Source organism: Galbibacter sp. (assembly GCF_035306585.1).
In the GTDB taxonomy this organism is placed as follows: domain Bacteria; phylum Bacteroidota; class Bacteroidia; order Flavobacteriales; family Flavobacteriaceae; genus Galbibacter.
Genome location: NZ_DATGNU010000010.1, coordinates 78,806 through 103,919 on the forward strand (window position 1 = coordinate 78,806; position 25,114 = coordinate 103,919).

Sequence of the window (25,114 nt, forward strand, 5' to 3'; positions counted from 1 at the left end):
GACTACATTTGGATTAAGGGAAAAAGGTTATATTAGTGTTAAATATCTTAAAAAAGATGGATTACAATAAAAAAATGTTGCGTGATGATGCCTTAAAAAGTAAAACAATCGTAGTTACTGGCGGCGGAAGTGGATTGGGAAAAGCCATGACACGTTATTTTTTAGAATTAGGAGCTCAGGTAGCCATCACTTCAAGAAATATAGAAAAATTACAAAAAACAGCCGCTGAGCTACAGGAAGAAACTGGTGGGAGCTGCTTTGCGGTCTCCTGCGATGTCAGACATTATGATCAAGTGGAGGCTATGCATAGGGCGGTGATTGCAAAATTTGGAAAGATTGATGTTCTTCTTAACAATGCAGCTGGTAATTTTATATCGCCCACAGAACGACTTTCGGCCAATGCCTTTGACACTATTATAGATATTGTATTAAAGGGAACAAAAAACTGTACCCTTGCCTTTGGTAAGCATTGGATTGATCGCAAACAAACCAATACCACCGTATTAAATATAGTTACTACCTATGCTTGGACGGGTTCAGCCTATGTCGTACCATCGGCAACTGCCAAAGCAGGGGTATTAGCGCTAACGCGTAGTCTAGCTGTTGAATGGGCTAAATACGGCATACGTTTTAATGCTATTGCTCCAGGCCCCTTCCCTACCAAAGGAGCTTGGGATCGTTTATTACCTGGAGACTTAAAAGAAAAATTTGACCTAGCTAAAAAGGTACCACTAAAAAGAGTAGGTGAACACCAAGAGCTCGCGAACCTCGCCGCATACATGGTATCCGACTTTTCTGCCTACCTCAATGGAGAGGTCATCACCTTAGATGGTGGAGAGTGGTTAAAAGGTGCTGGTCAGTTTAATATTTTAGAAGCCATACCAGAGGATATGTGGGATCAACTAGAGGCAATGATTCGTTCCAAAAAGCAGTAAAATTTCCTAATTAAGGACAAAAAAACCGCCCTATTTTCGTGAATAAAGACCAATTTGTAGTTGTTAATTACTTTGTTGGCGAACTGTTAACAAAATTCATTTTCTAAACTCACAAATAATCGTATTTTTACCTGACTAAAATTACCTTACTAAAATCGAATTAACTCATGGGCAAAGTAATTGCTGTAGCAAATCAAAAAGGTGGTGTCGGTAAGACCACCACTTCCGTTAATCTAGCGGCATCTTTGGGCGTACTTGAAAAAAAAGTATTGCTAATTGACGCTGATCCTCAGGCAAATGCTACTTCCGGTTTAGGAATTGATGTTGAGTCGGTTGAGGGAGGCACATATCAATTGTTAGAACATTCGGCAACCCCCGAAGAAATCATTTTAAAAACGGAGTCCCCAAACGTTGAACTTGTACCTGCACATATTGACTTGGTCGCTATTGAAATCGAACTTGTCGACAAAGATCAGCGGGAATATATGTTAGCAAAAGCTATTGAGAAGCTTAGGAATTCGTATGATTATATATTGATTGACTGCGCTCCATCACTTGGCTTATTGACATTAAATGCCTTAACCGCATCTGATTCAGTGATCATTCCAATTCAATGTGAATATTTTGCATTAGAAGGATTGGGTAAATTACTCAACACAATCAAGAGCGTACAAAAAATACACAATCCGAATCTAGACATTGAAGGCTTGCTGCTAACGATGTACGATTCTAGACTTAGACTATCCAATCAAGTCGTAGAGGAGGTTCAAAAACACTTTAGCGAAATGGTATTTGAAACCATTATTCAACGAAATGTGCGATTGAGTGAGGCGCCGAGTTATGGAGAAACAATCATCAACTATGACGCTACTAGTAAAGGTGCTACAAACTACTTGAGTTTGGCGCACGAGATAATTAAGAAGAATAAGCAAACGGTGTAAATGGCAAAGGCAACAAAGAAACAGGCTTTAGGAAGAGGTTTATCTGCATTACTTAAAGACCCCGACAACGACATTAAATCGGCCTCGGATAAGAATGCTGATAAGGTCGTGGGTAGCATTGTGGAACTGGAAATTGACTCCATAGAAGTAAACCCATTTCAACCTAGAACTAATTTTAATGAAGAAACATTACAAGAACTCTCCACCTCAATTCGTGAGCTAGGGGTGATTCAACCTATAACAGTTCGCAAATTAGATTTCAACAAATACCAATTAGTCTCTGGTGAGCGAAGATTGCGAGCTTCAAAATTAGCAGGTCTGACCCTCATACCGGCCTATATTAGAATTGCAAATGACCAAGAGTCCCTTGAGATGGCTTTGGTGGAGAACATTCAACGACAAGATTTAGATCCTATCGAGATCTCTCTTTCTTATCAAAGACTTATCGATGAAATCAATATTACTCAAGAACAATTAAGTGACCGCGTAGGTAAAAAGCGATCTACCATCACCAATTATTTACGACTATTAAAATTAGACCCCATCATCCAAACCGGAATGAGGGATGGTTTTGTCAGTATGGGACATGGACGAGCACTGATCAATATAGAGAACAAAAAAGACCAGTTAGAGATTTACGAAAAAGTAATTTCGCAACGACTAAGTGTTCGCGACACTGAAAAGTTAGTTCGTACTTACCAAGAGAGTAAGGATCAAAAGAATGTAAAAAGTACTTCAGTAGAAATTCCAGAATATATTTCCGAAAATGTCGATGAGTTAACAGAATACTTTTCTTCAAAAGTTGACGTTAAAGTAGCAAAGAACGGAAAAGGTAAGTTAATTATACCATTCCACTCTAAAGAAGATTTTTTACGTCTTACTAAACTTCTTAAATAGTGCTTAAAAAAGGATTATTCATATTTTTTTTCTCGCTTTTTCATTTCATGGTTTTCGCTCAGGAGAAGCAAACGGATTCAATCTCTAACCAACAGGCCGAGACAGATCCTATCCATGAATTGACTAAAAGAGAGCTCAAAAAACTAGAAAAAGAAGCAAAAGACTCCTTGCAGCTTGTTACGGTTCAAGACACCGTTTCAAGTGACACCTTGACTAAAAAAGAAATCAGACAACTTAAAAGACAACGAAAACGCGATAGCATCGCCAAAATCCCAGTGGATATCGATCCATTAGCACCTGCAAAGGCTGCTTTTTATTCTGCAATACTTCCAGGTCTAGGGCAAATCTATAATAAAAGTTATTGGAAGGTTCCTTTAGTTTATGGCGCTATCGGAACTGGTGCATATTTTTACATAGAGAACACCAATAATTACAATCGCTACCGAGACGCTTATAAAAGGCGTTTAGCAGGCTTTCACGATGATGAATTCTACGATATTAACGGAGATGGTATTTCTCCTGGAAATCCAGATGTTAGCGATGACGCCTTAAGGGATGCACAGGAATTTTATCAACGAAATCGCGATCTCTCCCTACTGATTACCATTGGATTATATGTTTTAAATATCGTGGATGCCAATGTCGATGCACATTTAAAACAATTCAATGTCAACGAAAATATATCTTTCAAACCATATATTGAACAAAATCAACTTAATTACAATCCAAACTACGGACTGAGTCTAAGTTTGAATTTTTAAAATCTATAAAATATTACCGATGAGAATAGCAATACTAGGGTATGGGAAAATGGGAAAAATGATTGAAAAGATTGCCCTAAACCGTGGTCATGAAATTGTTGCCAAAATAGACATCAACAGTACAGATATCAATTTTAATAAGGCCGATGTCGCAATTGACTTTAGTATTCCTGATGCGGCCTTTAACAACATTAAACGCTGCCTGGAAAATGGCGTGCCCGTCATTAGTGGGACCACGGGTTGGTTAGACAAATACCCAGAGGCCGTTGCATTATGCGAAAAAAACAACGGTGCATTTATATACGCCTCTAACTATAGTCTAGGAGTTAACATCTTTTTTCAAATCAATGAATATCTCGCCAAGATCATGAACAACCACTCCGAGTATAGCGTTGCCATGGAAGAGATTCACCACACCCAAAAATTAGATGCTCCCAGCGGAACCGCAATCACTCTTGCAGAGGGTATTATAAAACACACCAATAAAGAAAAATGGACCCTTGAGGCGCCTAAAGCTAATGAAATTCCAATTCGTGCCAAAAGAATTGATGCGGTGCCTGGCACACATACGGTGAGTTATGAAAGTGAAATTGACAGCATTTCAATGACTCATACAGCGAACAGTCGTGAAGGTTTCGCTCTTGGGGCAGTTGTAGCAGCAGAGTGGATCGTAGGAAAGTCAGGCATCTTCACTATGAAAGACGTGTTAAACTTGGGTTAAAAACCTCAATTAAGACACACATAGAGAGGCTTTTGAGGTAATAAATTTTACTTTTACCGAGATAGTTAATAACGTTACTTTAAGCTAAACCAAAAATTATGACGATTACACAATGGTTTATATTCTTCCTTTTGCTACAAGTTATTCACTTTGCAGGGACCTGGAAATTATATATAAAAGCTGGTAGAAAATCATGGGAAGCCTTAATACCGGTATACAATGCAGTGATCTTGATGAAAATCATCAATCGACCATGGTGGTGGGTTATTTTATTGTTTATCCCGATTATTAACCTAATCATGTTTCCAGTAGTTTGGGTAGAGACCATTCGCAGTTATGGACGAAATAGCACGGCAGATACCTGGCTAGCAGTCCTTACTCTAGGATTCTACATCTATTACATAAACTACGCTTTGGATGTAAAACACATAGAGGATCGCAGCTTAAAGCCACGCACAGCCACAGGAGAATGGATTAGTTCAATTTTATTTGCCGTCATAGCAGCTACTTTGGTTCATACCTATTTTATGCAACCATTTGTAATTCCAACCTCCTCTTTGGAGAAAACATTATTGGTGGGCGACTTCTTATTTGTCAGCAAGTTTCACTACGGCGCCAGAACACCGATGACTACCGTTGCCTTTCCAATGGTACACGACACTATCCCAGTGATTAAAACCAAGTCCTATCTTGACAAGCCACAACTGCCTTATTTTAGAATGCCTGGTCTCCAAGATATTAAAAGGAACGACATTGTGGTATTTAATTGGCCTACCGATACGGTAGAGCAATTTTTTAAAATTACACATCGCAAAATTCGTAAACCGATCGATAAAAAATCCAATTACGTTAAGCGTTGTGTTGGATTACCTGGAGACTCCCTATCGATAAAGGATGGGTTCATTTTCATCAATGGAGAACAAAACAAGCTACCAGGACGCGCGAAACTACAATTCTCCTATTATGTCCAAACCACAGGGGAACTCACACCAAGGTATATGTATGAGCGCTATGGGGTAACAGGCAGCTTTGGAAAAGTTAAAGAAGGTGTCTACTTCTTCTCTGCGCTAACTCAGGAAGCTGCAGCGCAGTTAGAAGACAACCCGAATGTTGTTCAAGTTCAAAGAAATATTGAGAAGGAAGGAACCTCCAGAATAGGAACGGTATTTCCAAATGACCCCAATAATTATCCATGGAATCAAGACCAATTCGGTCCGATATACATTCCACAAGCTGGTCAAACCGTGGAATTGAACCCAACTGTTCTTCCACTGTATAAACGCATCATAGAACGTTACGAAGGAAACACCATCCAACAAGATGGCGATCTAATACGTATCAACGGGCAAGTAGCCAATACCTATACCTTCAAACAGGATTACTACTGGATGATGGGTGACAATCGTCATGCCTCAGAGGACAGCCGTTTTTGGGGCTTTGTTCCAGAGGATCACATTGTCGGTAAACCCGTATTTATCTGGATGAGTTTCGATAGTAATGCAAGTGGCCCTTTTTGGAATAAAATTCGTTGGGAACGCGTTTTCACAACCGTCAGTGGCGACGACCAACCACGCTCCTACTTGGTTTATTTCCTTATAGCAGTAGGGCTTTGGTACGGATATAGTGTATTTAGAAAACGTAAGAATCCTAAATCGTAAACTGATTTTTTTCCATACAAATGAAGGCACTGATACATCCTACATATTTTCCTAGCATTGCTCACTGGGTTGTTATTGCACACCATCAGGAGAAATTGGTAATGGAGGCTCAGGATAATTATCAAAAACAAACCTATAGAAATAGAGCGCATATCTATAGCCCTAATGGAAAGCAATTGCTCACTGTCCCAATAGTACACACCAAGACAACAGGACATCAAAAATACCGGCAGGTCACCATTGAGGATAGCTTTGATTGGAAAAAACAACATTGGAAATCCATCGAGACGGCCTACCGCACTTCCCCGTATTTTGAATTCTACGAAGATGAGTTGGCACCGTTTTTTAAAAAGGAACATCATTCTCTTTTTCAGATGAACTTAGAGAGTATGGAAATTATAGCACAATGCATGCAACTTGAACCTTTTACCTATGAATTTACGGATGAATTTCTCTTGACTGACCAGACGAAGTTAGACATGCGATCGCTTGTAAAAGCAAAAACTAAACAGGAATACTGCTTTGATTCTTATGTGCAGGTATTTGATGACAAGCATGGTTTTATATCAAATTTAAGCATCCTAGACCTCTTGTTCAACCAAGGCCCCAATACGCATAATTACCTATTAAACATGACTCTTAACCAAATAGCTTGATTCGATTTTTAATCCATTATGGAATTCACTTTATCGTCCCTATTGTAATTGCCTGGTTTTTCTATCGAAAGCGATTTAAAGAGGCCGTGTTAATTCTATGGCTTGGAATTGTCATCGATCTGGATCATTTATGGGCTGATCCCATATTCGATGCCAATCGTTGCAGTATGGGCTTTCATTTTCTGCACACCTTTGGAGCCTTTGTGATTTACTTGGCCTTATTTACATATCCGAAGACTCGAATTTACGGTTTAGCCTTATTATTACATCTTATAGCCGATACTACCGACTGTTTTTTAATGTCTTTACAGTTGTAACTGAGCGATCACTGGATAATGATCTGAGAGCTTTTCATAACGATTTTTATGCGCGATTACCTCTATACTTGGATCACAGAAAATAAAGTCAATGCGCAAAGGAAAGTATTTAAAGTAGAAGGTTTTTCCAGTACCAGTCCCCTGCTCTTCAAAGGTATCGACATTATCACCTCGAATTTGATCGTAGATCGCCGAATACTGATTGTTATTTAAATCACCACAGGTAATGGTTTTATACGGACTTTTATTTATGTGTTTGACAAAAATATCGGTTTGAACTTGCTGTTTCGAGAACACCGCTCCCATACGGCTGGCCAAACGCGAAGAATTTTCTTGGCTCAATTCTTCACTTAGCGGATCGATGTGAAAGGATTGCAAATGTACATTGTAAATTCGCAAGGTATCGTTATCCCTAACAATATCAGCGAAAATAGCATTGTTTCCTGAATTAGGAAAGTCCAAGGACCCTCTATTTACAATAGGATATTTAGAATAGATCGCCTGACCTGTTTCCTTGGTTTTGTAGTTTACATAACGGTATGGATACTCCTCAAACTTATCCTCTTTAGTGAAATAAAACTCCTGAAAACATACGATCGAAGGGGCCTCCTCTTTAATGAGCGCTTTAATCTGGTCAAAGACATCGGTATCGCCCCCAATCCATTTATAAACATCAAAAACACGTACATTGTAGGTCATCACCTTTAAAGCGCCAGTACTTACTACCTCCTCTTTTCCCGAAAATTTATACAGGGAGCTTACCTTTGGATACCCTAGTAATAGAATCAGAAATGACAGCAAAAACTGCTTTTTAAACTTCAAAGCCCAGTACAACATAAAAATTATGTTGATAATTATAAGAATGGGTGTAATAAGGCTATAAATAGAAATTCTAGGAAATGATTTCACGGATATATAAGGGGAAATATATCCTAAAATCAGGAGTACAGCGGCAACTATATTGATACTAAACACAAACTTGTTTACCCAACTTAACTTTTTCATCTGATTTTGGTAGGTTCTAGTTTTTTTGGATGATTAATCTTTCCCTGCATTAAATAGAAAGTCTTTTTCTTCCTTAGATAAGCTCTCATACCCACTTTTGCTAATCTTATCCAGGATAACATCTACTTTTTTCTGATGATCAGAAATATCAGAGGTAGCTGATCTCCTCTGGGATTTTTTACTTCTGTAAACAGTTCTCATGGGCGCCTTCTTTGATTTGCTAAACCACGATGACACACCCTCCATGATAAAGTAAATCCCCCTTCCTATATCATCACCATTTTGCAATTTTTTCGCGTAAACATAACCGAGTAAAGCACCTCCTAAATGCGCTAGATGGCCGCCTGAATTTGAAAATGGCAATGACACTAAATCCAGCAAAACTAAAACTGCTCCTATATGCCAAAGTTTTACATTTAAAATAAAAAACAGCTTTACTTCTTGATACGGCATACTAGTACAGACAAAAATCATAACCGCCATCACCGCAGCTGAAGCACCTATAAGAGATGAATTCACCCCAGAGAAGACTGGAAAAATATTATAACTCAGCAAAAACAGCAGCCCTCCTGCCATGGCGCCTAAAATATACAAGCTCAAGAATCGTTTGGTAGGGTGTACCATTAGAAAAAATCTTCCTACAAAAAACAAAAGGATCATATTCCAAAATAGGTGCATAAAACTACCGTGGAAAAACGAATAGGTAATCAAAGACCAGGGCTGGATGATAAAATCATCAAATCCTTTAGGAAGCTCGAACCAGCCCATGATAAAATCAATGGGCAACTGAAATAAAAACACCACCAAGGCATTGACAATAAACACGGCGGTATTGATTATAATTAACTTTTCAGCGATGTTTAATACTGAAAATTTTAAATTTATTTCATCCCTTATACCCATACCTAATTATTGATTTAAATATCCTAAATGCAATGTACTAATCCCATCGGTTATTTCTAAATTGATTTCGTTTCCAATACCAAACCATTATAAATCCAAATAGCGCACCTCCTAAATGCGCAAAATGGGCTATTCCCGGTCCGAAAATAGAGGTTCCAGAGAGTCCAGAAAATAAATCAACTACGATTAGCCCTGGAATAAAATACTTCGCCTTGACTGGAACAGGGAAAAACAGCAACATCAATTCGGCATTTGGGAACATCATCCCAAAGGCCACCAAGACCCCATAAATAGCTCCTGAAGCACCCACCGATGGGGTCATAAAGGCACTAAGGAAATTATCCAAGTCATCTGGTGTTAGTATCGATTCCCAGGCAGTCATATACCGGCCCTCATTAAGTACTGTATAAATTTCCTCTGGTTGAAAACCATGTCCCAACAACACTTGCAATCCACTATTGAAATGATAATAATTGACCAAGATATGAATTAAAGCGGCTCCTAAACCAGCGGAAAAATAAAAGAATACAAATTTATTTCGGCCCCACATTTGTTCCATTGGTGTGCCAAAGGCCCACAAAGCGTACATATTGAATAGAATATGCATAAAACCTCCGTGCATAAACATATGTGTTACAACTTGCCAGAGATAAAAGTTTTCATTCTGTGGAAACCATAGTGAAAACCATTGGTACATTTGATCGCCAAGAAGTTGTGTGGCGATAAAAAAAAGCACATTGACAATCAATATATGCTTAACCGCTTCTGTAATTCTTCCCATGCTAATGTTATAAAAATCGTTTATCTAATTCTTCTAATGACATTGTAATAAAGATAGGCTTTTGAAATGGAGAAACCATAGGTTCCTTAGTAGCAAACAAGTTATTCACTAAGGATTCTTGAGCGGCTGTATTTAAATGCGCTCCACTCTTTACTGCTAGCGTCTTACACATCGCCTTGGCTAGCATATCAGTTTGGGAGAGGGACGATTCAGGTATTTCCTGCTGTAAATCGGCCAATAATTGATCTATAATTCCGCTGACTTGAGTCTCGGAAACATTCAAAGGCATCCCGCTGAGTTGCACCTGATTTTCAGTCATCTGTGAAAATACAAATCCTGTGCGCTCTAGGCTATCTTTAATAGTTTTTAAAAGCTCCATTTCGGTGGTGGAAAACTCCAATGTCAAGGGAAATAACAATTGTTGGCTACTTCCAGTATCCACCGTTATATTTTTTAAATATTGTTCATACAACACGCGCTGATGTGCGCGGTGTTGATTGATGATCACCATCCCCGATTTAATGGTGGTGACAATGTATTTTTTGTGTAACTGATAGGTGGTTGGTGAACTATCTGTTTCCTCTTCAGTAAATAATTCATTTGAGGTGGATTCCGACTCAATACTAACGGTTTTAAAATCCTCACTTGAATCGACCGATACATACAAGCTCTCCCATGAGGCTTCTACTCTATCTGCCTTGGAATATGGCTTTGGACTAACCCTAACACTACCTTTGTTATCCTCTTTAAAGGGATTAAAATCAGCATCCACTTCGACTGCAGGTTGCTGTGGTAACTTGGTCTTATAACTATACGGGGTGTCCAAATTGGCATCCCTATCAAAGTCCAATATAGGCGCTACATTAAATTGGCCAAGACTATGTTTTACCGCGGATCGAAGGATCGCATACATCGCTTGGTCTTGATCAAATTTTACTTCTGTTTTTGTAGGATGAATATTAATATCGATAGAGGAGGGGTCCACCTCTAAAAATATAAAATACCCAGGATGATGCCCGGGCTTTAACAAACCTTCAAATGCAGAATTCACCGCATGGTGCAAATAGGAGTTTTTCACAAAACGGTTGTTGACAAAGAAAAACTGTTCTCCTCTGGTTTTTTTAGTAAAGGCTGGTTTACTGATAAAACCGTTAATTTTAACCACTCCAGTTTCTTCCTTAACGGGCACGAGCTTTTCATTTGTTTTACCACCAAAAACATTGACAATCCTTTGCCGAAGGTTTGAGGGTGGCAATTTAAAGAGTTCCGAATTATTGTGGAAAAAGTCAAAATGGATATCTGGGTGCGCGAGTGCAATGCGATGAAACTCATCCATAATATGACGCAGTTCCACGGTATCAGATTTTAAAAAATTACGGCGCGCAGGAATATTAAAAAACAAGTTTTTAACTGCAATAGAAGTTCCTTTATCACAGGCAATTGGTTTAGGATCACCAATTGAAGCTCCTTCTATCTTCAGTTGTACACCTACCTCATTATCCTCTTCTCGGGTTGAAATCTCAAGATGAGCAATGGCTGCAATTGAGGCCAACGCCTCTCCTCTAAATCCTTTGGTCTGCAACTGGAAAAGATCTTCAGCCGTTCGGATCTTGGAGGTTGCGTGACGCTGAACCGAGAGCAATAAATCGCGCTCACTCATGCCCTTACCATTATCCACTACCTGGATAAGGGTTTTCCCCGCACCCTTGACAATAAGCTGAATGACGGTACTTCCGGCATCTACTGCATTCTCTACCAATTCCTTTACCACTGAGGCAGGCCTTTGTACTACCTCACCGGCTGCTATTTGGTTTGCAACATGATCGGGTAAAAGCTGTATTATATCTGCCATTAAAAGAGAGTCTCAAGTTTAATTTCCTTAAGCGCATACCATGCGAATAACAAAAGAAGTATTAATATAACGATAAAACGTAACCTTGAATTTTTATCAGCACTGCTCTTACGAGTAGCCTTCCAATTATCTTTAAAACCCTTGGGTCTATACCCTTGGAAATATTCTTCATCAGAACGGGACTCTTTACGGTTCTTAAGAGCCTCCAAACGTTCCTTTCGCTCATCGTAATACCTGGGCTTATAATTAAAAGCCTTTGGTTTTTGCGTTTTAAAAAGTGAAGGAAGTCTCACTGGTCAAGTATTAAAATTAATATTGGCCGTGTACAACAGAACAATAGATTCCATATGGGCACACTAGCTTAATTACCAAAATTACTTAAAAAGTGGCAGAAACACAGGTATTAAATCCTAAAACTTGTTAACAAGAAGTACTAAATCTACAAATACGATACAGGACCTGGCTGATTAGAATTCCAATTCATCTGCAAAGGCACTACCACGGCCTAATACCGCCATTTTAATAGCAGCAATTGCAGCCTCCACACCTTTATTCCCATGTTTGCCCCCACTGCGGTCGATGGCTTGTTGCATGGTATTGTCTGTTAGTACACAAAAGATAATGGGCGTATCATACTGAACATTTAAGTCCATTATGCCTTGAGCGGTTGCTTGACAAACAAAGTCAAAGTGCTTTGTCTCTCCTTGGATCACGCTCCCAATGACAATAATCACATCTGGATCATGTCTTTTAATCATTTTTTTAGCACCATAGACTAATTCAAAACTCCCGGGCACATCCCACTTAACAATTTGGTGCTCGACAGCTCCGCAGTCCAGCAAGGCCTCAACAGCTCCCTGGTAGAGAGCGTCCGTTATAGTTGCATTCCACTGAGAAACAACAATCCCAAATCGAAGATCTTTCGCATTTGGGATTGTTGACTTATCGTAATCAGACAAATTAGTATTTGCTGTTGCCATAATATTTTATCATTGATTATTGCTCGTTTTTCAACGCACAAATATACAACTTCTAATTTATAATAACTTCCTACTATTGTTGGGCGGTTTCCGCTCTACCTATATAGATATCAATAGTCCGACCTTCTTCAGAGTTAGGAAATTCATTTTTAATTCTGTTGAAGTACTTCGCAGCTTCACTTGCTTTCCCGTCCTGGAGTAAAACCACACCTGCTTTAAATAAAAATTTAGGCGTTGTGAAATTATTGTTGGAATTCTTAATCGCTTTTTCATAGTAATCCAAACCGTCCGCTTGTTGACCTAATTGAACAAAAGCATCTCCTATCCCTCCTAAAGCCAAGGATCCTAAAATTTCATCATCAGAACTAAACTCCTGCAGATGAGCAATCGCTTGATCGTATTTTTGAGTATTCAAATACGCCATTCCAGCAGTGTATTGCGCAAGATTTGCAGCCTCTGTACCAGAATAATTTTCGATAATATCTAACAAGCCGTACTTTCCATCAGCACCATTTAGAGCTAAAACATATAAAGAATCATTCTGCGTTCCATTCACAGCTTGGTCAAAATATTGTTGCGCAAAGAACAATTCATTGGAAGCTTCTGCCTCCTTTGGTTTTACTACAAATTGCTCATAACCTAAAAACCCAAGAACTACCACAACCACAACACCAATAACACCCAAAAGAATCTTCTGGTTGTTCATTACCCATGCCTCAGTTTTCCCAGCACCCTCATCCAAAGCAGAGAATACATCTCTTGTTGTACTTGGTCCACCTTGTCCTTCTTCACTCTTATCTACAGCTTTCTTATAGCCGCGTTTCTTATATGTTGCCATAATAATGATATATTGTTAAGCGTGGCAAAAATAAAATATTTATTCAAATAGGAAAGCTTATTCATTTGATATTTTTCATAATTTGCAACTTCTTAGCAAGTACCTCAATAATAACATCAGTATAAGTACTCCTATGCAACTTCAAAGGCTATCCCTTATAAATTTTAAAAACTTTAAATCACAAGAATTTGAATTTGACCACAAGATCAACTGCTTTGTAGGCCAAAACGGCATAGGAAAAACCAATGCGCTGGATGCTATATACTTACTTGCCTTTGGCAAAAGCTATTTCAACCCCATAGCCTCACAAAACATCCATCACGATGAAAACTTTTTTGTCGTTGACGGCACTTTTATAAAAGACCAAAGAACAGAAAAGATTATTTGCAGTTTTAAAAAGAGCCAAAAAAAACTCATTAAAAGAAATGGAAAGCAATATGATAAATTATCAGATCATTTAGGATTAATTCCTTTGGTGATTATTTCACCCTCTGATAGAGATCTAATTACTGAGGGAAGTGAAATGAGAAGAAAATTTATAGATAGTGTCATCTCCCAAGGCAACAAAATATATCTTCAAAATCTTATCAACTACAACAAAGTACTCTTACAGCGCAATGCACTACTGAAGTATTTTGCGCTAAACAACACCTTCAACCAAGACACCTTATCCGTTTATGACGATCAATTACAACAATATGGAACTGAAATTCACTTAGTTCGTAAAAACTTCCTGGAAAAGTTTATTCCAATTTTCAAGGAGCGTTACATGGATATCTCTTCAGGAAAAGAAACAGTAGGTTTAACATACCAAAGTCAATTGGAAAACAAGGAGTTAGGACAACTCTTTAAGGAGTACCTAAACAAGGATAAAGCATTACAATACACCTCCGTTGGCACCCATAAAGATGATCTAATTTTTGAGATCGATGGCCATCCCATTAAAAAATTCGGAAGCCAGGGACAACAAAAATCCTACTTAGTAGCTTTAAAACTCGCCCAATTCGACTTTACAAAGCAGCAATCAGGGCAAACGCCTATATTACTTTTAGACGATATATTCGACAAACTAGATGAGAAGCGAGTAAGTCAAATCATTCATCTTGTCAATAAAGATTCTTTCGGACAAATTTTCATTAGCGACACCCACCGAGAGCGCACAGAAAATGTGGTAAAACAAGCCGAACAATCCTATAGAATGATCGAATTATAGCCTCCCATAAAAGGAGAGTTCCTAATATATATCCCTCCTAATTGTTTTAACACCCTTCTTTTGCCTACCTTTGTTATTAAACTAAATTCAACCAATGTGAAAGCACTTCTATTCGGCTTAGTTGGCCTTATTTTATGGAGCTGTAACCAAGGAAAAGTAGAAGACACCCACCTACTAAATGGGTATTGGGAGATCGAAAAGGTAGAGTTCCCATCAGGAGAAACTAAAACCTATCAAGTCAATACTGTGGTTGATTACTTTTTACTAACTGGGGACTCTAGTGGAGTGCGCCAAAAGGTGATGCCTCAACTTGATGGTACCTTTATTAGCAATGGCGATCAAGAGCCATTTAGGATAACCTCCCGAGGTGACTTGCTTTACTTAGATTACAACAAAGAGGGCGTAACGCACAGCGAACAAGTGATCTCATTGAACCAAGAAAAATTCGTGGTAATCAACAAGGATGAGTTGATCTATTACTACAAACCATTTAAAAAATTTGAGTTAAAATAATGGCTAAGCGACACAACGAATCTAATTCATTGAACGATCTTCTTAAAACTTTTGTACAAGAGAATAGCCTTGAAAAAGGTTTGAACAAGATTGATGTTCGTAACGCATGGAAGAACCTCATGGGCCAGGGGGTCAATACCTATACCACTGAGATCGAACTCAAAAGGGATACCTTGTATGTTTGTTTATCTTCTTCAGTTCTACGGCAAGAGCTCGTCTATGGAAAGGATAAAATCATAAAAATGATCAATGAAGAACTAGGAAAAGAGATCGTAAAAGCCATTGTATTTAGATAGCTCAAACCAAGCATACTTCCAGAAACATTCAACAATGGCCAAAAAAAAAAGAGACTAACAAAAGTTAATCTCTTTTTTTAATTCTATGCGTATGCTTTAAAAAACTTCTCTACCAGAAAAGTGGAATGCACCCTCAATAGCTGCATTTTGATCACTATCTGATCCGTGAATTGCATTTTCTCCAATAGAACTTGCAAATAGTTTACGGATGGTACCTTCCGCAGCTTCAGCGGGATTGGTAGCTCCAATTAAAGCTCTAAAGTCCTCTACAGCATTATCTTTTTCCAAGATTGCAGCCACAATAGGTCCACGAGTCATAAATTCCACCAACTCTCCAAAGAAAGGACGTTCGCTGTGAATTGCGTAGAATGCCTCTGCATCTCTTTGGCTTAGCTGCGTATATTTCATTGCAACTATTTTAAATCCAGCAGCAGTAATTTTTTCAAGAATAGCCCCTATGTGACCGTTTTCAACTGCATCGGGCTTAATCATTGTAAATGTTCTGTTTGTTGCCATTTTTTTACTTTAGTAATATTTTTGTTCCCAACCCCGTGTAAAACATTCAACACGCTACGGCTGTTGGGTTATTAAATTTTGCGCAAAAATAAGGGAATTAAATTTAATGCTCGTATAGCATCGGGATAAATACGACCTAAAAATTGCCACCACTTTTGAATTTACCTTAAAGAACACCAAGTAGAACTATCAGAAGAAACCTTAATAAGCTTGCTCCAACTCATTTAACACCTTGTTCCCATCACCGATCATCTGAAGTGTTGCTCTATAGTTTTTTAAATTAAGTCGAACTAGTCCAAAACTCTTTTGCGTAACAACTTCCCCTACTCTATACGGATTTTCCTCTCCAGAGAAGGCTTCATAGGTATGCGTAAGTCCACTTGAGGTAAAGTCAATCAAAGGATAATTTAAGTCACTTAGATTGATTTGTGAGAATTCTGAAATATGACGATCACCAGAGAGTATCATGACCCGCTGTGCCTTGCTTGTCTTAATTAAATCTATCATCTTCTCTACCTCAGAAGGAAAATTCCCCCAAGTCTCAAAACCATGTTTGTTGGAAAGAAATTGAATACTACTTACTATAATATTAAAACTGGCCTCCGAGGTCTTTAATTCACTTTCCAACCATGCCCATTGCTGCGCTCCTAAGATTGTCCCTTCACCATAAGGATTCGGCATAAACCGCTTGCCGTCATTTCCTAGATTTTTAGTCAAAGGGCTTCTAAAATAACGCGTATCGAGCATTATAACCTTTACGTCTCCTTGCGCGGTATGGTAAGTTTTGGAATGGTAAACCCCTTTTTGATCGCGTCTTGGATCATGCTTTGGCACTTCTAAAAAGTTTAAAAAGAGCTCTTGTGCTTGGTCCTTAAAGGCCCACTCACGACCGCCATCATTTAAGCCGTAATCGTGATCATCCCAAGTTCCTATTATATCCATGGATTTTCGAACTTCTTTATAGCCGTTTTGATAACGTTGTTCTTCGTAATCTTTGCGCATCTGCCGAAGGTCATCGGTATCGGCATAGATATTATCCCCACCCCAAATCCAAACTGCAGGCTTATTAGCTACTACATCATCCCATAGATGATTTATTTCATCCTGCCTATTACAGGAGCCAAATGCAATTACGAATTCATCATCATCCAAGGGATACAATGTTTTTTGCAACGCATTACACCCTGTTAATAAAATCAATAGAACCCCATAGTAAAGTACACGCATCACATATCAGTTTGGTACCACAAATGTACTATACATTTTCACATTCACCTTAAAAAAATTATCAAAGCACATAAAACAGGTGCCTTCCGTTTGTATCGTGAGGGATTACAGCACGCAATACACCATTGATTCTATTTTAAATTGTATATTCGCTTCGCTTAAATGGCTTAAAATTAAAACTTTTGACTACAACACAAATACACGAATTAAAAGAACGAATATCCACACCTTTGAGGGTTGTTATAATTCCCCACAAAAACCCCGATGGGGATGCCATAGGATCCTGTTTGGCCTTGTATCATTACCTTAAACAATATAAGTGTGACCCCATAGTGATCGCGCCTAATGAATTCCCTGATTTTTTAAAATGGATGCCTGGAGCTGATCAAATTATCATCCACGAAAGGCAGCTTGATCAAGCAACCCAATCCATTAAATCAGCTCAACTTGTTTTTACCTTAGACTTCAATTCCTTAAGTAGAATTAATGGTGTGGCAGAAACATTGGAGCATTTTACAGGAGATTATGTGATGATCGATCACCATCAAGCTCCAGATTCGTATGCGAAATACACCTATTCCGATACTAACATGAGTAGCACCTGCGAGATGGTATACAATTTCATTCACATGATGGCCGACAGTGGAAAGATCACCCAAGATATTGCGAGCTGTATTTACACAGGGATTATGACCGATACTGGTTCGTTTCGCTTTCCCTCGACAAGCAGCACAACACATCGCGTGGTCGCAGATTTAATCGACAAAGGTGCAAACAACGCCGAAATTCACAACGCGATTTACGACACAAATACCCTAGACAAGCTACAGTTATTAGGAACCGCTTTAAGAAATATGGTGCTTTTACCAAAGTACAACACGGTATACATTACATTATCCAAAGAGGAACTCGCCCTACATAATTTCAAAAAAGGTGATACTGAAGGGTTTGTGAATTATGGACTTTCACTAAAAGGTATTAAATTTGCGGTGATTTTTATTGAAAGTCAGCAAGAAGGAATCATAAAGATATCTTTGAGATCCAAAGGAGATTTCTCGGTAAACGACTTTGCTAGATCACATTTTAGTGGCGGCGGACATACCAATGCTGCTGGAGGTAGAAGTACCATATCATTGGAAGAAACCGTTGATAAATTTATAGCACTTCTACCCGATTATAAGAATCAGTTGCAATAATCATATACGCTCCAAAAAACTAAAAGAAACTTTATGAAAAAACTACACCTCAGCTACCTATACCTACTCTTGTTTGTTTTTCTGGCCGCAGGGTGTAGCCAACCTAAACCAAGAAAACCGATCAGTGTAAAAACCGGAAGCTTCATGTCGACTTCCATCGAGCGCAATAAAGCACTACTAACTCATGAAGAAGCGATTATAGATAGTATTATTGCCAAGGACACCCTTAATCACTACCATAGTTCGCCTAACGGATATTCTTATTATTTCAACAAACTGGACTCCACAAACAATTATCATCCAAAAGAAGGAGACGTGGTTAAAATAAATTACGATATTCGAACCTTAAGCAATCAAACCATATATTCTAGCGAAGAAATAGGAGAAGTTACCTTTAAGGTAGACAAGGAAGATTATTTCCCAGGGCTACGAACTGCTGTAAAACTATTAAGTGAAGGTGAAACAGCAACGTTCCTATTTCCATCATCCTTGGCTTATGGGTATCATGGAGATGATCATCGGATTGGGACCAATCAAACCATTAAAAGCACCATTCATATAATTGAAATTGTCCAAAAATCAACAGATAGTTTAACCGCAAATTAAAAAACAAACCTTACAACGATGAAGAAATTAAATCTCATTCTAATTTCAATGTTATTTTTTGCATCATGCTCCAGTTCTAAATATGCTGATTTAGGTGATGGCATCTTTGCAGACATACAAACAAGTAAAGGGGATATGGTCGTAGAACTATATTACCAACAAACCCCAATTACAGTAGCCAATTTTGTCAGCCTCGCTGAAGGAACGAGCACGCATGTGGTAGACTCTCTTAAGGGAAAACGCTATTATGATGGTATCATATTCCACCGCGTGATCAAGGATTTTATGATTCAAGGTGGAGATCCAACAGGTGAAGGAAATGGAAATCCTGGATATAAATTTGCAGATGAATTTGTAGACAGTCTTCAACATGACAAAAAAGGAATCCTATCGATGGCCAATGCTGGACCTGAAACCAATGGTAGCCAATTTTTTATTACCCATAAAGAAACGCCATTTCTAAATGGAAAACATACTGTTTTTGGAGAGGTTGTTATTGGGCTAGAGGTTGTAGACAGTATTGCAAATGTTAAAACTGGCGCTAAAGACAGGCCTGTTGAAGATGTCGTGATCAACCATGTAGAAATCATCAGAAATGGCAAAGAGGCTAAGAAGTTTGATGCATTAAAGGTTATGGATGATTATTTTGCTGCAGAGGCAGAAAAACAAAAAGAGCTCGAAAAGACTCTTAAGGCTGCTGCTGCAGAGTTCGAAGCACAAAAGAAGGAAGCTGAAAGTACAGAATCTGGTCTTCAGTATATCGTTCTCAGTGAAGGGAATGGTAACAAACCTAAAACTGGAGATGTAGTGCTAGTTAATTATGCTGGACACTATGAAGATGGAAAACTTTTTGACACCAGTGTTTTAGAAGTTGCAGAGAAATTTGGTAACGTCAACCCGCAGAAGAAAGCTCGCGGGATGTACAAACCAATGATGATGGAGGTTAGTCCTGACGCTGGAATTATCCCTGGCTTTAAGGAGGGTATTATGCTTATGGAAGAAGGTGCTAAGTACCGTCTTTTTATTCCTTATTATCTTGCTTATGGTGAGGCTGGATACGGTCCTATTCCTCCAAAGGCAGACCTTGTATTTGATCTAGAGATTACCGAGATTCAATAAATCATCCGATTCATCGGGATAGTCATATAAATTCTGTCAATGGCAACATTGGCAGAATTTTTTTTACCTCCATTAAGGTAAGGTAAGTGCCAAAAAAAAAGGTCTTCCGTTTCTGAAAGACCTCCTTTGAGCCGATAGAGGGACTCGAACCCACGACCTGCTGATTACAAATCAGCTGCTCTAGCCAGCTGAGCTACATCGGCGTTTTGCTTTTAAAAGTGCGCAAATATAAAACTGAAATTTGTTATTCCAAATTTTTATTTAAACTTTTTTAAGCCTTGGAAACAGAAAGTTTATTTAACTCCTCAATCAGGGCATTGGCCTTGGTTTCCAACTCCTTGTTAACGTCCTTAAGATGAGCCTTTCTATTTTCTACTGATTTATCATTCACCTTCTCAATAAGTGTATCAAAAGTTGCAATTGCCTTATCTATAATCTTATCACCTTCTTTTGAGTTTGGATTTTCAGTGCTGATTTCCCAAATGTAAACCGCCTCAATAATGTCTCCTAGTACATTATTAATATCCCTTTTTAAATTTCTAACACTTGCCATTTGATTCTATTTTTTTGCAAAAATAAGCTAATTTCACAAATAAACCTCTAAAATTTTCGCATCTGCAGCACTAATTACTACATCATTGGCCATGGCAGGAACCAAAACAGTCTGTCCCATACTCAAATTTTCGGTATGTTCTCCAATTTTAATTTGAGCTTTTCCGTCCACACAAAGATAGATACTAAAAGAATCTCGATTAACGAGCTGTTGTACATAGGTCCCTTGTACGTTTAAATAATTGGTTACAAAGTATGGACAGTTGACCATATTATTGGTCGTATTAGATTGCTTAGGGTAATCCACCTTAAAATCATTCCTTAACGAATAATCAATAGCATCCACGGCGAGCTCCGTATGAAGTTCTCTAGTATGACCGTCTTTATCCTTTCGTTGGTAATCATAAATCCTGTATGTAATATCGGAGGTCTGTTGAATCTCCGCTAGCAAAATTCCAGCTCCAATGGCATGCACCTTTCCAGTATTTATAAAATAGGTATCCCCTGCCTGAACTTCCTCATGATTTAAAATATCCATTAGCTGCCCTTTCTTAAGATATTCCAAATAATCCTCTTTGGTCAATTCTTGATTGAAACCAACAATAAGTTTAGCCCCTGGATCAGCTTGCATCACATGCCACATTTCAGTTTTACCAAAAGAGTTATGACGCTTTTTGGCCAATTCATCATTAGGGTGCAATTGCACGGATAAATCCAATCGTGCATCGATGAATTTTATAAGGATAGGAAACTTTGTACCAAATCGCTCATAAACAGAATTCCCTAATATATTCGAAGTATATGTATCTAGTAATTCCTGAAGATCCCTTCCCTTTAATGCGCCATTGGACACTTGCGTCACGTTACCTTCCACTCCCGAAATCTCCCAACTCTCAGAGGCTGTCTCGGTTTTCACATCCTTTTTCAACACCTCTTTTAATTTAACTCCACCCCATAGATACTCCTTAAATATTGGGGTGAACTTTATTGGATAACATAGATGATCTACCGTATTCTTATCATGGTTTAAACTTTCCATCTGAGGTTTTTAAATTAAAATATATTATATAATTGATCAGGTAGGTATGCCTACTTACCCCTTATAGGTAACAAAATTTCTTGGAGTCTCGTAGAGAACGATCTCCAATTCAAAATCTTTAAGATGTGGTTTTAATCGATTGTAAATCACCACGGCAATGTTTTCAACCGTGGGATTGAGGTGTTTAAACTCCTCTACTTCAATATTTAGGTTTTTATGATCCAAATGCTCTTCGATCTCTCTTTGAACCAATTGTTTTAATACCTTTAAGTCAATCACAAAACCAGTTTCAGGATCCACCTCCCCTGTTACGCTGACGATTAACTCATAATTATGGCCGTGGAAATTAGGATTACTACATTTACCAAAAACCTCAAGGTTCTTAGCATCATCCCACTGTTTCTTATACAGACGGTGAGCAGCATTAAAATGCGCTTTTCTACTTACTTTTAATTTCATAATACATTGGTGGATTTCTGCTCAATATGAACATAAAATTTTTCAAATATAATTTTAAACCACGCGGTGTAATGATCTGGATTAATAGCAATATCAGCTTTGATATCTTTGAGCGACATCCATTTCCACGAAGCTACTTCATCTGGATTTGGCACTGGCTCCTGGTTATACTTCCCAACCATTATATGGTCATATTCATGCTCGGTAAGTCCATTGTCAAATGGAGCATGATAAATAAAAGACAGTACTTCTTCAAGCTCTGTGGTAAAGCCCATTTCCTCCTGCAACCTCCTTTTCCCCGCCGCAATATTACTTTCTCCATCACGTTGATGACTACAACAGGTATTGGTCCACAGTCCAGGCGAGTGGTACTTATGGGCAGCCCGCTGCTGTAACATGGTCTCCCCTTTATCATTAAAAACAAACACAGAAAAAGCGCGGTGCAACAATGCCTTCTCATGAGCTTCAATTTTTTCCATCAACCCAATTTGTCGATCATCTTTGTCAACCAAAACAACCTTTTCTTTCTCTTTATACATCGTATTTTTTTAATTTTAATAATAAGGGGGTATCCCCTTTATGAAGCTTTAAAAATACATCAACAAAACTACAAAAAAGGTTAAGTAATTCCCAAAACATATAAACTCGACAAAAGCACAAGTTTATAGAACCTGTATAAATCAGAGCCACAACTCTAAAGAACTACTTTAGATGTTTTAAAGTTTATGCGTGCTTTTGATATAAATAGTTTAATTTTGCACCTCTTTAATTTAAAGAGATGCAGCTAGAAAAAGAAATTAATAAAAGAAGGACCTTTGGGATCATATCCCATCCAGATGCAGGAAAGACCACATTAACTGAAAAACTATTACTTTTTGGAGGCGCCATACAAGAAGCTGGAGCTGTAAAAAGTAATAAAATTAAAAAAGGAGCCACGAGTGACTTCATGGAGATTGAACGTCAAAGAGGGATTTCTGTAGCTACTTCGGTACTAGCCTTTAATTATAAAGACAAAAAGATCAACATCCTTGACACCCCAGGTCACAAGGATTTTGCGGAGGATACTTTTAGAACCCTTACTGCTGTAGATAGTGTTATCGTTGTCATTGACGTAGCTAAAGGGGTTGAAGAACAAACACTAAAATTAGTCCAAGTTTGTCGTATGCGCAAAATTCCAATGATTGTCTTTATCAACAAATTGGACAGAGAAGGAAAAGATGCTTTTGATCTTTTAGATGAAGTCGAGCAGAATCTCGGGTTAAAAATATGCCCGTTAAGCTATCCCATCGGAATGGGATATGACTTTAAAGGAATCTACAATATATGGGAGAAAAACATTAATCTCTTTAGTGGAAACAATAAGAAAAACATCAAGGACACTATTGCATTTGATGATATCGAGAGTCCAGAGCTTGAGAAACTTATTGGTACAGACGAAGCTAGTGAGTTAAGGACAGACTTAGAACTCATTGCTGAGGTATACCCCGACTTCGATAGAGAGGCTTATATTAAAGGAGAATTACAACCTGTGTTTTTTGGATCGGCATTAAACAATTTCGGGGTACGTGAGCTTCTGGATTGCTTTATCACCATTGCACCTCCCCCACTACCTAAAAAAGCAGAGGAGCGCATGGTCACCCCTACGGAAAATACCTTTAGCGGGTTTGTATTTAAAATCCATGCCAATATGGATCCAAAACACAGAGATCGCTTGGCTTTTGTTAAGATCGTCTCTGGTACTTTTGAACGCAATAAACCTTACCTACATGTAAGACACCAAAAGAAGCTAAAGTTTGCAAGTCCAAATGCTTTTTTTGCCGAAAAAAAGGAAATTGTTGATGTATCTTATGCTGGAGATATTGTCGGTTTACACGATACAGGAAATTTTAAAATCGGGGATACTTTAACTGAAGGAGAACCGTTAAACTTCAAAGGAATTCCAAGCTTCTCTCCTGAACACTTCCGTTATATAAACAATGCCGATCCAATGAAATCTAAACAATTAGAAAAAGGCATCACCCAGCTCATGGATGAAGGGGTAGCTCAGTTATTTACTCTGCAATTAAACAATAGGAAAATTATTGGTACTGTTGGAGCCCTTCAATATGAAGTAATCCAATACCGATTAGAACATGAGTATGGTGCAAAATGTAGTTACGAGAACTTTCCTGTGCACAAAGCCTGTTGGGTAGAAGCAGACGACCCTAATAATGAAGAATTCGCTGAGTTCAAACGTGTTAAGCAAAAGTTCCTAGCTCATGATAAACAAGGACAACTGGTCTTCTTAGCAGACTCTCCTTTTTCAATACAAATGACACAGCAAAAATATCCGAGCGTGAAATTGCATTTTGTATCGGAATTCAAATGATATATCACCCAAGAAATACGCCATAAAAAAGCCCCAACATAAAGAAGGGGCTTTTTAACGCACTAATATACTAAGATGTTAGGTTTATCGTAACCGATCAACAGATTTTACGAGATCTTCGTCCTTTTTAATAGCCTTATTGGCCAACACTAAAAAAACGATAGAAACAATAGGGAGAAGCATCCCAATACCCTTCTCAGAAATATTACTTTCTCCGGATAAAGCTAGCGACCGATAAACGAAAAATCCTAGTAAAAAAAGATTAAGTATCATGTTCAGTCTGTTAATAACAAACTGATTTTTTCTATTCTTATACATAAATATTGCGATAAGCGCCAGAAGTGTTACTACACCAAAACAACCTAGTATCATTAACTCATTTTGCGCATAAACTTGGTTGGCTTGTCCATCCGTCCATAAAGGCAACAAAAAAGGCAATCCCGCACTAATAAGGACTACGACAAGTAAATATATAGATTGAATGCGCTGTATCACAAATTTTAATTTTGTTAGGCAAAAATAATGTTCTTTTCTAAAAAATATGCTTGTTTATTAAAATAAATTTGTAATATTGCGTAGTCAATTCGAAACGAGTACTTTACTTCATTTGATTTTGTACTTCTAATTTTTTTTCAAAACAACAATCATAATTTACCTCAGACCAAATAATAATTTATTTATTTAATCAATGTTTGAAATTTCAGATTTAAAGGCAAAAAAGCTTGCCGAACTACATGAGATTGCTAGAGTGGCTGGTATTCCAAA

29 protein-coding genes and 1 tRNA gene are annotated in these 25,114 nt (G+C 38.1%); 15 read left to right on the forward strand and 15 right to left on the reverse strand.

Annotated elements, in window-relative coordinates; genetic code table 11:
* The first annotated feature begins 56 nt into the window (after nt 1–56).
* The 8 genes from VKY50_RS01615 to VKY50_RS01650 all read left to right on the forward strand — a co-directional run bounded on the left by VKY50_RS01615 (nt 57) and on the right by VKY50_RS01650 (nt 6,886).
* A complete protein-coding gene (locus VKY50_RS01615; protein WP_324298169.1) occupies nt 57–935 on the forward strand; it encodes an SDR family oxidoreductase in 879 nt (292 codons plus the stop codon).
* Between the two features lie 167 nt (nt 936–1,102).
* Nucleotides 1,103–1,876 (forward strand): ParA family protein, encoded by a 774-nt coding sequence (locus VKY50_RS01620; RefSeq protein ID WP_324298171.1) that lies wholly within the window; start codon nt 1,103–1,105, stop codon nt 1,874–1,876.
* Nucleotides 1,877–2,773: a ParB/RepB/Spo0J family partition protein gene (locus VKY50_RS01625; RefSeq protein ID WP_324298173.1), complete on the forward strand. Its 897-nt coding sequence runs from the start codon at nt 1,877–1,879 to the stop codon at nt 2,771–2,773.
* Complete coding sequence (locus VKY50_RS01630) at nt 2,773–3,534, forward strand: DUF5683 domain-containing protein (RefSeq protein ID WP_324298175.1); 762 nt, start codon at nt 2,773–2,775, stop codon at nt 3,532–3,534. The genes VKY50_RS01625 and VKY50_RS01630 overlap by 1 nt, the downstream gene beginning before the upstream one ends.
* Nucleotides 3,535–3,553: 19 nt before the next feature.
* Nucleotides 3,554–4,255, forward strand: coding sequence for a 4-hydroxy-tetrahydrodipicolinate reductase (gene dapB / locus VKY50_RS01635; protein ID WP_324298177.1), 702 nt, complete (start codon nt 3,554–3,556; stop codon nt 4,253–4,255).
* A 98-nt stretch (nt 4,256–4,353) separates the two neighbouring features.
* A complete protein-coding gene (gene lepB / locus VKY50_RS01640; protein WP_324298179.1) occupies nt 4,354–5,913 on the forward strand; it encodes a signal peptidase I in 1,560 nt (519 codons plus the stop codon).
* Between the two features lie 20 nt (nt 5,914–5,933).
* On the forward strand, nt 5,934–6,569 hold the full coding sequence (locus tag VKY50_RS01645) for a WbqC family protein (RefSeq protein WP_324298181.1): 636 nt from the start codon (nt 5,934–5,936) through the stop codon (nt 6,567–6,569).
* Nucleotides 6,566–6,886: a DUF6122 family protein gene (locus tag VKY50_RS01650; RefSeq protein ID WP_324298183.1), complete on the forward strand. Its 321-nt coding sequence runs from the start codon at nt 6,566–6,568 to the stop codon at nt 6,884–6,886. The genes VKY50_RS01645 and VKY50_RS01650 overlap by 4 nt, the downstream gene beginning before the upstream one ends.
* Here the strand turns inward: VKY50_RS01650 and VKY50_RS01655 are convergent.
* From VKY50_RS01655 to VKY50_RS01685, 7 genes are all read right to left on the reverse strand, one after another.
* Entirely contained in the window at nt 6,875–7,891 is a 1,017-nt protein-coding gene (locus VKY50_RS01655; protein WP_324298185.1) for an endonuclease/exonuclease/phosphatase family protein, read from the reverse strand. The genes VKY50_RS01650 and VKY50_RS01655 overlap by 12 nt on opposite strands.
* A 33-nt stretch (nt 7,892–7,924) precedes the next feature.
* On the reverse strand, nt 7,925–8,794 hold the full coding sequence (locus VKY50_RS01660) for a rhomboid family intramembrane serine protease (RefSeq protein WP_324298187.1): 870 nt from the start codon (nt 8,792–8,794) through the stop codon (nt 7,925–7,927).
* A gap of 37 nt (nt 8,795–8,831) precedes the next feature.
* Nucleotides 8,832–9,575 carry a rhomboid family intramembrane serine protease gene (locus VKY50_RS01665; protein WP_324298189.1) on the reverse strand — a complete coding sequence of 248 codons (744 nt, stop codon included), beginning with the start codon at nt 9,573–9,575 and terminating at the stop codon, nt 8,832–8,834.
* 7 nt (nt 9,576–9,582) lie between these two features.
* Nucleotides 9,583–11,427 carry a DNA mismatch repair endonuclease MutL gene (gene mutL / locus VKY50_RS01670; protein ID WP_324298191.1) on the reverse strand — a complete coding sequence of 615 codons (1,845 nt, stop codon included), beginning with the start codon at nt 11,425–11,427 and terminating at the stop codon, nt 9,583–9,585.
* Nucleotides 11,427–11,720 (reverse strand): hypothetical protein, encoded by a 294-nt coding sequence (locus VKY50_RS01675; RefSeq protein WP_324298193.1) that lies wholly within the window; start codon nt 11,718–11,720, stop codon nt 11,427–11,429. Before VKY50_RS01675 ends, mutL begins: the two co-directional genes overlap by 1 nt.
* Before the next feature lie 174 nt (nt 11,721–11,894).
* Nucleotides 11,895–12,407, reverse strand: a complete 513-nt coding sequence (gene ribH / locus VKY50_RS01680) for a 6,7-dimethyl-8-ribityllumazine synthase (protein ID WP_324298195.1) — start codon at nt 12,405–12,407, stop codon at nt 11,895–11,897.
* Between the two features lie 73 nt (nt 12,408–12,480).
* Nucleotides 12,481–13,245 (reverse strand): tetratricopeptide repeat protein, encoded by a 765-nt coding sequence (locus VKY50_RS01685; protein ID WP_324298197.1) that lies wholly within the window; start codon nt 13,243–13,245, stop codon nt 12,481–12,483.
* A 133-nt stretch (nt 13,246–13,378) separates the two neighbouring features.
* On the opposite strand from VKY50_RS01685, the gene recF reads away from it, so the two are divergent.
* The 3 genes from recF (at nt 13,379) to VKY50_RS01700 (ending at nt 15,267) form a co-directional block, all read left to right on the forward strand.
* The gene (gene recF, locus VKY50_RS01690) at nt 13,379–14,458 is read left to right on the forward strand and encodes a DNA replication/repair protein RecF (RefSeq protein WP_324298199.1); all 1,080 of its coding nucleotides are present in this window, start codon (nt 13,379–13,381) and stop codon (nt 14,456–14,458) included.
* A gap of 96 nt (nt 14,459–14,554) precedes the next feature.
* Nucleotides 14,555–14,971 (forward strand): lipocalin family protein, encoded by a 417-nt coding sequence (locus VKY50_RS01695; RefSeq protein ID WP_324298201.1) that lies wholly within the window; start codon nt 14,555–14,557, stop codon nt 14,969–14,971.
* Nucleotides 14,971–15,267 carry a DciA family protein gene (locus VKY50_RS01700; RefSeq protein ID WP_324298202.1) on the forward strand — a complete coding sequence of 99 codons (297 nt, stop codon included), beginning with the start codon at nt 14,971–14,973 and terminating at the stop codon, nt 15,265–15,267. Before VKY50_RS01695 ends, VKY50_RS01700 begins: the two co-directional genes overlap by 1 nt.
* 96 nt (nt 15,268–15,363) lie before the next feature.
* Here the strand turns inward: VKY50_RS01700 and VKY50_RS01705 are convergent, their stop codons facing one another.
* Together VKY50_RS01705 and VKY50_RS01710 are read right to left on the reverse strand one after the other, a co-directional pair.
* Nucleotides 15,364–15,783 carry a nucleoside-diphosphate kinase gene (locus tag VKY50_RS01705; RefSeq protein WP_324298204.1) on the reverse strand — a complete coding sequence of 140 codons (420 nt, stop codon included), beginning with the start codon at nt 15,781–15,783 and terminating at the stop codon, nt 15,364–15,366.
* Between the two features lie 201 nt (nt 15,784–15,984).
* On the reverse strand, nt 15,985–17,010 hold the full coding sequence (locus VKY50_RS01710) for an alkaline phosphatase D family protein (protein WP_324298206.1): 1,026 nt from the start codon (nt 17,008–17,010) through the stop codon (nt 15,985–15,987).
* A gap of 182 nt (nt 17,011–17,192) precedes the next feature.
* Here VKY50_RS01710 and VKY50_RS01715 point away from each other — a divergent pair, with 182 nt between their 5' ends.
* Genes VKY50_RS01715 through VKY50_RS01725 form a run of 3 tightly spaced genes read left to right on the forward strand, consistent with a single transcriptional unit; the run spans nt 17,193 to nt 19,931 of the window.
* The gene (locus tag VKY50_RS01715) at nt 17,193–18,206 is read left to right on the forward strand and encodes a DHH family phosphoesterase (protein WP_324298208.1); all 1,014 of its coding nucleotides are present in this window, start codon (nt 17,193–17,195) and stop codon (nt 18,204–18,206) included.
* Nucleotides 18,207–18,239: 33 nt separating this feature from the next.
* Entirely contained in the window at nt 18,240–18,812 is a 573-nt protein-coding gene (gene gldI, locus VKY50_RS01720) for a gliding motility-associated peptidyl-prolyl isomerase GldI (protein ID WP_324298210.1), read from the forward strand.
* Nucleotides 18,813–18,830: 18 nt separating this feature from the next.
* The gene (locus tag VKY50_RS01725) at nt 18,831–19,931 is read left to right on the forward strand and encodes a peptidylprolyl isomerase (RefSeq protein ID WP_324298211.1); all 1,101 of its coding nucleotides are present in this window, start codon (nt 18,831–18,833) and stop codon (nt 19,929–19,931) included.
* A gap of 129 nt (nt 19,932–20,060) precedes the next feature.
* Here VKY50_RS01725 and VKY50_RS01730 read toward each other — a convergent pair.
* The 5 genes from VKY50_RS01730 to idi form a co-directional block, all read right to left on the reverse strand.
* A tRNA-Thr gene (locus VKY50_RS01730) sits at nt 20,061–20,134 on the reverse strand.
* A gap of 68 nt (nt 20,135–20,202) precedes the next feature.
* Nucleotides 20,203–20,484 carry a hypothetical protein gene (locus VKY50_RS01735; protein ID WP_324298213.1) on the reverse strand — a complete coding sequence of 94 codons (282 nt, stop codon included), beginning with the start codon at nt 20,482–20,484 and terminating at the stop codon, nt 20,203–20,205.
* Between the two features lie 33 nt (nt 20,485–20,517).
* Nucleotides 20,518–21,522: a type I phosphomannose isomerase catalytic subunit gene (locus tag VKY50_RS01740; protein ID WP_324298215.1), complete on the reverse strand. Its 1,005-nt coding sequence runs from the start codon at nt 21,520–21,522 to the stop codon at nt 20,518–20,520.
* Nucleotides 21,523–21,576: 54 nt separating this feature from the next.
* Nucleotides 21,577–21,981: a 6-pyruvoyl trahydropterin synthase family protein gene (locus VKY50_RS01745; RefSeq protein ID WP_324298217.1), complete on the reverse strand. Its 405-nt coding sequence runs from the start codon at nt 21,979–21,981 to the stop codon at nt 21,577–21,579.
* Nucleotides 21,978–22,520: an isopentenyl-diphosphate Delta-isomerase gene (idi, locus tag VKY50_RS01750; protein ID WP_324298219.1), complete on the reverse strand. Its 543-nt coding sequence runs from the start codon at nt 22,518–22,520 to the stop codon at nt 21,978–21,980. The genes VKY50_RS01745 and idi overlap by 4 nt, the downstream gene beginning before the upstream one ends.
* 239 nt (nt 22,521–22,759) lie before the next feature.
* Here idi and VKY50_RS01755 point away from each other — a divergent pair, with 239 nt between their 5' ends.
* A complete protein-coding gene (locus VKY50_RS01755) occupies nt 22,760–24,349 on the forward strand; it encodes a peptide chain release factor 3 (RefSeq protein ID WP_324298220.1) in 1,590 nt (529 codons plus the stop codon).
* An 84-nt stretch (nt 24,350–24,433) separates the two neighbouring features.
* On the opposite strand, the gene VKY50_RS01760 is transcribed toward VKY50_RS01755, so the two are convergent.
* Nucleotides 24,434–24,844 (reverse strand): DUF4293 domain-containing protein, encoded by a 411-nt coding sequence (locus tag VKY50_RS01760; RefSeq protein ID WP_324298223.1) that lies wholly within the window; start codon nt 24,842–24,844, stop codon nt 24,434–24,436.
* Between the last annotated feature and the right edge of the window lie 270 nt (nt 24,845–25,114).